This window comes from Streptomyces sp. SID486, assembly GCF_009865385.1.
In the GTDB taxonomy this organism is placed as follows: domain Bacteria; phylum Actinomycetota; class Actinomycetes; order Streptomycetales; family Streptomycetaceae; genus Streptomyces.
Map to the genome: position 1 here is coordinate 1 of NZ_WWJT01000243.1, position 7,473 is coordinate 7,473.

Here is a 7,473-nt window from a genome sequence, read left to right on the forward strand (position 1 = left end):
ACCACCGGCGACCACGGGCGGCCGGCCGAGAGCCCGGCGGGGACCACGGTCGGCCGGCCGAGAGCCCGGCGCGGCCCGGACCACGGCCCGGACCACCGGGGGGCCACCGACCGTGCCCTGAGCCCCTTGTCGGCCCGGACGACGCGGCCACCGCGCGCGCCCCGAAGCCCACCGACGGAACCGTGCCCCAAGGCCCACCGCCCGCCTCCCGGCCGTACCCAAGGCCCACCGATCGCCTACCGGCCGTACCCAAGCCCCGCTGACCGCCTACCGGCCGTACCCAAGGCCCGCTGACGGCCTACCGGCCGTGCTCAAGGCCCGCCGCCCGCCCCAGGCCGTGCCTCAAGGCCCACCGATCACACACCCCCCGGCCGGGCCCCAAGGCCCACCGATCGCCCCCCGGCCGGGCCCGGTCCGCTGGCTGCGGTCTCCGCCGGGTCTTCCGCGCCTGACCCGCGGCCCGCCCGGTCCGGGCCCGGTGGCGGGCGCACGCGGGCACCTCCGGCGGCGAGCGAAATAAAGAAACGTTGCCGTTTCGCTCGTGGCGTCGTAGGCTCGATGTGTACGAAACAGTTTCGTTTACGAGCTGTTTGCCTTCCCGTTCCCGGACGACTTCCCTGGAGTGGCCCCCATGCCCGAGAAGACCCTGGCCGCAGGCTCCCACGCGGGAGCGGCCCCGACGGAGAAGGGCGCGGCCTCGCCCAGGCGGTGGTGGATCCTCGCGGTCGTCGCCATCGCCCAGCTGATGGTGGTCCTCGACGCCACGATCGTGAACATCGCCCTGCCCTCCGCCCAGACCGACCTCGGCTTCTCCGACGGCAACCGGCAGTGGATCGTCACCGCCTACGCCCTGGCCTTCGCCTCCCTGCTGCTGCTCGGCGGCCGCATAGCCGACCTGTTCGGCCGCAAGCCGGCCTTCCTCGTCGGTGTCGTCGGCTTCGCCGCGGCCTCCGCGCTCGGCGGCGCCGCGAACGGCTTCACCATGCTGGTCGCCGCGCGCGCCCTCCAGGGCGCCTTCGGCGCCCTGCTCGCCCCCGCCGCGTTGTCGCTGCTCAACACCACGTTCACCGACGCCCGGGAACGGGCGCGCGCATTCAGCGTGTACGGCGCCATCGCCGGGGCCGGCGGCGCGGTCGGCCTGCTGCTCGGTGGCGTGCTGACCGACGCGCTGGACTGGCGCTGGACGCTGTACGTGAACGTCGCCATCGCCGTCGTCGCCTTCGCGGGCGGCTGGCTGCTGCTGGGCAACCACCGCGACGCGGCGCACGCCAAGCTCGACGTACCGGGCACGGTTCTCGTCGCCGCTGGCCTGTTCTCCCTGGTCTACGGCTTCTCCAACGCCGAGACCCATGACTGGGGCTCGCCGATGACCTGGGGTTTCCTGCTCGCGGGCGGGGTCCTGCTGGCGGCGTTCACCTGGTGGCAGACCCGGACGGCGCACCCGCTGCTGCCGCTGCGGATCCTGCTCGACCGCGACCGCGCGGCCTCCTTCGTCGCGGTGCTCATCACCGGCGCGGGCATGTTCGGCGTGTTCCTCTTCCTGACCTACTACCTCCAGCTCAACCTCGGTTTCAGCCCCACGCGCACCGGCGTCGCCTTCCTGCCGATGGTCGGCGCGCTGATGGTGACCGCGCAGGCGGGCACCACGATGCTGCTGCCGCGGCTCGGCCCGAAGACCGTCATCCCGCTGGGCTTCGCGATCGCCACGGCCGGCATGGCCTGGCTGACCGGCATCGGCCTCGGCTCGCACTACCTCGGCGCGGTGCTGCCGCAGCTGATCGTGATCGGCGTGGGCCTCGGCCTGGTCATGCCGCCGGCCATGCAACTGGCCACCGGCGGGGTCGCGGCCGAGGACGCGGGCGTCGCCTCCGCGACCGTCAACGCCATGCAGCAGGTGGGCGGGTCGATCGGTACGGCCCTGCTGAACACCCTCGCGGCGAGCGCCGCCACCGACTACCTCTCCGGCCGGGACGCCGCCGCCCGGCTGGTGCGGGCACAGGCCACCATCGAGAGCTACACCACCGCCTTCCGGTGGTCGGCGGTCCTCTTCGGGGCGGGCGCGGTGATCGCCTTCCTCCTCTACCGCCGCGGGGTGCCGCGGCAGGACGCCGACGCCGCACCCGTCGTCCACATGTAGCCGCCGCAGTCGCCGCCATCGGGCCGGGGGGCCGCCGTCCGCAGGGAGACGGCGGCCCCCCGGCCTGTCCGGTCCGACGCTTGAGAACGTGCGGGTGGGTAACCCGCACAGGAGATCACGGAGATCACCACCACGGCGGAAGGAGACGTCATGCCCGGCGGCGACGACCACGAGGACCGGCCGGAGACGGCCCTGGAGGAGGTGCTCCGGGAGGTCGAGGAGGCCGAGAAGCGCGACGAGGACAAGACGGCCGAGGGCGAGGCCGGCGACGCCATCACCCCGAACACCGGGGCGCAGGAACAGGCGGAGGGCGACTGAGGCCGAACCGGACGGACCGGACAAGGCGGCCCGGCGCGCCGCGGAACAGGCCCGAGCGCGGCCCGGCGGACGCGGCCGGCACGCGAGTGAGTACTGATGCTTTCCCGGGAGCCGGGTACCCGAGCCCCATGAACGACCACCTGCGAGGACCTCAGCTGCCCCCGCCCCGCGGGCCTCTCTCCGCCGCCGTCACCGCCTGCCTGCGCGGCGCGGGCCCGCTCCCCCGCCCGGCGGACGCCCAGGCCGCGGACCCGTACGGCGACGACCTCCAGCTCGCCCTGTACCTGTGCTACGAGCTGCACTACCGCGGCTTCGCCGGGGTGCCGCCGGACACCGAGTGGGATCCCGAGCTGCTGCGCGTCCGGGCGGCCCTGGAACACCGCTTCCTCACGGCGCTGCGCGCCGACAGCCCCGCCCACGACAGTCTGGACGAAGCGCTCGGCGCCCTCCTGGTCGAGCCGGCCGAGGGCACGGGCGTCTCCCACTTCCTGTGCGCGCGGGGCGAGCTGTGGCAGGTACGGGAGTACGCGGCGGTGCGCTCGCTGTACCACCTGAAGGAGGCCGACCCGCACGCCTGGGTGCTGCCCCGGCTGTGGGGCCGGGCGAAGGCGGCGATGGCCGCGGTGGAGTTCGACGAGTTCGGCGGCGGCCGGGCCGAGCGGGTGCACGCGCGCCTGTTCGCCGACCTCATGACGGACCTGGGCCTGGACACCTCCTACGGCCGCCACCTGGACGCGGCCCCGGCCGAGATGCTGGCGGTGGTCAACCTGATGTCCCTGTTCGGGCTGCACCGGCAGCTGCGCGGAGCACTGGTGGGCCACTTCGCCGAGGTGGAGATCACGTCCTCGCCCGCCTCCCGCCGGCTGGCCGAGGCCATGCGCCGCACCGGCGCCGGCCCGGCCGCGGAGTTCTTCTACGACGAGCACGTCGAGGCGGACGCGGTGCACGAGCAGGTCGTCCGGCACGAGGTGATCGGCGGGCTGCTCGCCGAGGAACCGGAGCTGGCACCGGACATCACCTTCGGCATCGACGCGACCGAGTACCTGGAGGACCGGCTGGCCCGGCGGCTGCTCGACGCCTGGACGGCGGGGCGGTCGGCCCTGCGGAAACCCCTGCCGGCGCCCGTGACCTCCCCGGCGCCGGACGGCCGTGCGCCCCGGGGCCCGTCCCAGGAGACACCCAGGGATCAGGAAATGTCCCATACATCCTGAATCCCGGGGTACCCGCGCGAGGTGATCGCATTGCTGATACCGGGCGTGTACGCCCCTCAGGACGACACGGAGCTGCTGGCGGAGGTCCTGCGCCAGGAGGCCCTGCCACCCGGCGCGCGGGTGCTGGACGTCTGCACCGGGAGCGGCGCGCTGGCCCTCGAGGCGGCCCGGCGCGGCGCCGAGGTGACCGCGGTGGACGTGTCCCGGCGGGCGGTGTGGACGGCCCGGCTGAACGCGTGGCTGTCCCGGCTTCCGGTGCGCACCCGGCGCGGCAACCTCTTCACGCCGGTGCTGGGCCGGACGTACGACGTCATCCTGACGAACCCCCCGTACGTGCCGGCGCCCGAGGCCGGGCGCGGTCCGCGCGGCCGGTCCCGGGCCTGGGACGCGGGGAGCGACGGGCGGCTGCTGCTGGACCGGATCTGCCGCGACGCGCCGGCGCTGCTGCGCCCCGGCGGACTGCTGCTGATCGTGCACTCGGCGCTGAGCGGTCCCGACCGCACGCTGGAGCTGCTGCGGGCGTCGGGTCTGAAGGCCACGGTGGTCCGGCGCCGCTGGATCGCCCTCGGCCCGGTACTGCGCTCCCGGGAGGAATGGCTGCGCCGGCGCGGTCTGCTCGCGCCGGCCGACGACAGGGAAGAGCTGGTGGTCATCCGTGCCGAACGACCCTGCTGACTCCGCGGCGGACGGCTCCGCCGAGCGGCCCCGCCGGATCACCGTACGACGACGCGGGCCCCTCCTGGTGGAAGGGCCCGTGGAAGTCGAACTTGAGGACGGGACCACGGTCTCCTCGGACCGGTTCCGCGTCGCTCTGTGTACCTGCCGGCGCAGTCGCCGCTACCCCTGGTGCGACACGAGTCACCGGCGCAAGGGCTGAACACCTGGTTGAAACCGCTTGTTTTTCGCCGCTCCCCGGAAGGCCCCCCACGGGCCTGCCCGGGGAGCGGCTGTGTGCCCGGGACCGGCGGGAGGCCCCACTCCGCCCGCCTGCCCCGGTGCGAGATCGCAGGTTCCCCGCTCCAGGGGCCGCACTCCCCAGTTGCGGGCCTTGTCCGGTGTCGCGAGGACCCGTGCGATCCCGGTCCTAGAACGCGAACAGGCTGCTGTTGACGGCATCCTTCATGCACGCGTTGCCGAACGTGCGCTCATAGGAGAGGCGCTTGCCCTGCCAGACACCCTGCACCGTGACGACGACGGGGTCGTAGAGCTTGGTGCACATCACGCCGTCGGCGGGCTTCAGGGCCCCGAGGTCGCCGTCGAGTCCGCGCAGTTCGGCGCAGGCCCGGGGCGCGGCGGGGTGGGTGCCGGAGGCCGTCGGGGCGCAGTTCAGGGTGACTGCGCGCTCCGGAGTGGCCGTGGCCGCGTCGCTGCCGTGGCCGGTGGTGAGCACCAGTGCCGAGGGGGCGTAGAGCGACGACGGGGCGGCGCCCGGTGCAGCGACGGCGGCCCCGATCAGGGGTCCGCAAACGGCGGCGGCCGTGAGGCCGAGGGCCGCTGCCCAGCGCGCGGTGTTCCGCATTGTGTGCATCCTTCCGCTCGAACAGAGACGATGTGCCGGCTCGGACCCGGTCGGGACCGTGGTGGCGAGCGCCACTCTGCCGAGTCGCCGGGCGAAACTCACATCGAACCCATGGGTTTCAGTAACCTTTCGTGTTGAATCAGTGGCGTGAAGTCACGGAATTCGAACCCTGTGACCCAGCAACAGAGCGGTTCCCCCGTCTCGCTTGCGGCCAGATGGCCGAAAATCAGCGCTTCGTTAATCGTCCTGAAACATTCACGGTTCGCCCTCGAAAAGTCCCTTCATGACTCCTCGTGTTCACGAAGTGATCACCGGGAGCCGGCGCCTCCGCCATCCGACAGACCGGCAGGAGCCCGCGGACGGGGACCACGGACGAGGACCGCTCCTCCGCCCGCGGTACGGAGAGGCGGGGACCGCTCCTCCGCCCTCGGTGCGGAGAGTGGAGGGACCGCCGCCCGGAAGGGCCCTACGGGTGGCGGTGCCCGCCCGCCACCGGACCCTGCCACCGCTGACCTACCGGTCGGTATCGTCAGCCCGGCAGGCGACCGACGACCACGCGCGGAGGGGCTACGGATGACGCGGCACTGGGCGGACTTCCAGTACGAGATCTACCTGAACGGGATGTCCGGGAAGGTGCCCCGGCTCCCGACCGACCTCACCCGGCTGGAGGAGCTGGCCGAGCACCGGCTCGGCCCCGGCCCGGTGGGCTATGTGGCGGGCAGCGCGGGCGACGGCGGCACGGCACGCGCCAACCGGGCGGCGCTCGCCCGGCACCGGATCGTGCCGCGCATGCTCCGGGACGTCCGCGAGCGCGAGCTGACGACCGAGGTGTTCGGGCGGACCCTGCCGGCACCGCTCGCGCTCGCGCCCGTCGGGGTCCTGTCGATCATGCATCCGGACGCGGAGACCGCCGCCGCCCGGGCCGCCGCCGCCCAGGGCGTGCCGTTCGTCCTGTCCTCGGCGTCGAGCACACCGCTGGAGCAGGTGGCGGAGGCGATGGGGGACGCCGAACGGTGGTTCCAGCTGTACTGGGGCCGGGACCGCGAGGTGACCCGCAGCTTCCTCGCCCGCGCGAAGGCGGCCGGCTTCTCCGTTCTCGTGGTCACCCTGGACACCCCGCTGCTGGCCTGGCGGCCCCGGGACCTGGACCAGGCGTACCTGCCGTTCCTGCACGGCGTGGGCACCGCCAACTACTTCACCGACCCGGCGTTCCGGGCGGGCCTCGCCAAGCCGGTGGACGAGGACCCGAACGCGGCGGTGCTGCACTTCCTGGGCCTGTTCGGGGACGCCGGCCACACCTGGCCGGACCTGGGCTTCCTGCGGGAGCACTGGGCCGGGCCGATCGTCGTCAAGGGCGTGCTGCACCCGGACGACGCCCGGCTGGCCGCGGACGCCGGGATGAACGGCGTGGTGGTCTCCAACCACGGGGGCCGGCAGGTGGCCGGCTCGGTCGCGGCGGCCGACGCGCTGCCCCGGGTCGCCGAGGCGGTCGGCGACCGCCTGGCGGTCCTGTTCGACAGCGGGGTCCGCACCGGCGACGACGTCTTCAAGGCCCTGGCCCTGGGCGCCCGGGCGGTCCTGCTGGGCCGGCCCTACGTCTACGGACTCGGTCTGGACGGCCAGGCAGGCGTGGAGCACGTGATCCGCTGCGTCCTGGCCGAGTTCGACCTCACGCTCGCACTCTCGGGCCACGCCACCCCGGCCACCCTGACCCCGGCGGCCCTGACCGACACTCCCGTCTGAGCCGGCGGACGGCACCCCGGGACGGGGGCCACGCGATCGGCCGGCGGCGACCCCGCACCGGGCGACGTCCCCGCGCCGCACCGCACCGCAGCACCGCAGGCGCTAGGCCGGCCGGCCCGTCCGCCCTCCGGGCCCGGCCATGGAGAGCGAACTCCGGCCCGGCGTCGGCGCGCCGGCCGTCCAGCGCTGTCCGGCGGAACCGTCCCGCACCTTCACCACGAGGTCGTCGCCGGCCCGGTCCCCGGCGGCGAGGGCGAGGGTCCGGTCCCAGCGGGGCAGCAGCTCACCCTGCGCGGTGAGGTCGTAGCGCACGTCGTCACCGCGCTTCGACCCGGCGTCGGCGCAGTCCCCCAGCAGCACCACACCGGCGTCGGCGTGCGAGTCCAGGCACAGGCCGGTGTCGGCCGCGCTGCGCAGCTGCCCGTCGGCGTCGTACGTCCACCGCTGCGTGAGGGCACCGGAGCACGCGGCGAGCACGGCGCTCGCCCCGGCGCGGGGCGTGCCCCCGGCGTCGAGGCACAGACCGGCGGCGGCGTTGCGCAGCG

At 74.3% G+C, this 7,473-nt stretch carries 8 protein-coding genes; 6 read left to right on the forward strand and 2 right to left on the reverse strand.

Going from position 1 to position 7,473, the window contains the following annotated elements; all coding sequences use genetic code 11:
* Window positions 1-631 precede the first annotated feature (631 nt).
* From GT045_RS12055 to GT045_RS38870, 5 genes are all read left to right on the forward strand, one after another.
* The gene (locus GT045_RS12055) at window positions 632-2,137 is read left to right on the forward strand and encodes an MFS transporter (RefSeq protein WP_161334150.1); all 1,506 of its coding nucleotides are present in this window, start codon (window positions 632-634) and stop codon (window positions 2,135-2,137) included.
* A gap of 150 nt (window positions 2,138-2,287) precedes the next feature.
* Window positions 2,288-2,455 carry a hypothetical protein gene (locus tag GT045_RS38865; protein WP_202515842.1) on the forward strand — a complete coding sequence of 56 codons (168 nt, stop codon included), beginning with the start codon at window positions 2,288-2,290 and terminating at the stop codon, window positions 2,453-2,455.
* A 128-nt stretch (window positions 2,456-2,583) separates the two neighbouring features.
* Entirely contained in the window at window positions 2,584-3,666 is a 1,083-nt protein-coding gene (locus GT045_RS12060; RefSeq protein ID WP_161334151.1) for an iron-containing redox enzyme family protein, read from the forward strand.
* A 21-nt stretch (window positions 3,667-3,687) separates the two neighbouring features.
* A complete protein-coding gene (locus GT045_RS12065) occupies window positions 3,688-4,341 on the forward strand; it encodes a HemK2/MTQ2 family protein methyltransferase (RefSeq protein WP_345942620.1) in 654 nt (217 codons plus the stop codon).
* Window positions 4,322-4,543, forward strand: coding sequence for a CDGSH iron-sulfur domain-containing protein (locus GT045_RS38870; protein WP_161334152.1), 222 nt, complete (start codon window positions 4,322-4,324; stop codon window positions 4,541-4,543). Before GT045_RS12065 ends, GT045_RS38870 begins: the two co-directional genes overlap by 20 nt.
* A gap of 207 nt (window positions 4,544-4,750) precedes the next feature.
* Here the strand turns inward: GT045_RS38870 and GT045_RS12075 are convergent, their stop codons facing one another.
* Window positions 4,751-5,185 carry a protease inhibitor gene (locus GT045_RS12075; RefSeq protein ID WP_161289121.1) on the reverse strand — a complete coding sequence of 145 codons (435 nt, stop codon included), beginning with the start codon at window positions 5,183-5,185 and terminating at the stop codon, window positions 4,751-4,753.
* A 573-nt stretch (window positions 5,186-5,758) separates the two neighbouring features.
* Between GT045_RS12075 and GT045_RS12080 the strand changes: the two genes are divergently transcribed.
* A complete protein-coding gene (locus tag GT045_RS12080) occupies window positions 5,759-6,928 on the forward strand; it encodes a lactate 2-monooxygenase (protein WP_161334153.1) in 1,170 nt (389 codons plus the stop codon).
* A gap of 102 nt (window positions 6,929-7,030) precedes the next feature.
* Here the strand turns inward: GT045_RS12080 and GT045_RS12085 are convergent.
* Window positions 7,031-7,473: RICIN domain-containing protein (locus GT045_RS12085; protein WP_161334154.1), on the reverse strand; the 443-nt coding region annotated here is incomplete at its 5' end.